At 28.3% G+C, this 554-nt stretch carries 1 protein-coding gene; it reads right to left on the bottom strand.

The annotated features are described in order from the left end of the window. Positions 1-366: 366 nt before the first annotated feature. A partial coding sequence (locus IDG60_RS00855; protein WP_206160377.1) for a class II fructose-bisphosphate aldolase occupies positions 367-554 on the bottom strand: 188 nt, incomplete at its 5' end.

The following is a 554-nucleotide window of genomic DNA, read 5'->3' as shown; positions in this document are numbered from 1 at the left end:
AAATCTTGTCTTTCTATTTTCGATTGATTAATAACAAATCATTCACCTTTACTAATATATGCTGTTCTTCCCCACTTGACCATGGTCTAAAGTCTGATTATTCAACTAAATATTGACGTTGTTTTGATAATTATTTAGTTTTAATTCTACGATTTGTACGTAAACTTTTTTCATAAATTGCTCATTTTCCTTATAATTATATCACAATCAATTTTGGTATATTTTACCATTTTTACGCTTTCATTTTAAAATCAAACTGTTTTATTTATTACTTATACGACATAAAAAAGAAGCAAACACCATTTTGTCTGCTTCTTTTAAAATTAATATCCCTACGTTATTAATAACTTAAAAACTAAATATTAATTATTTAGCGCGGTTTGAAGTACCGAACTCTTTAATTTTACCTTTAACTGTTTCTTTGATGGCTTCACGTGCAGGTCCTAAGTATTTACGAGGATCGTAAACTTCTTTGTCGTTATTTAAAACGTCACGAACTGCTTTTGCTGAAGCGATTTGGTTTTCAGTGTTTACGTTAATTTTAGCTGTACCAA

Source organism: Staphylococcus sp. EG-SA-2, assembly GCF_017152085.1.
The sequence above is the reverse complement of the archived record's forward strand: the minus strand, read 5'-3'. Positions and strand labels throughout refer to the sequence as shown.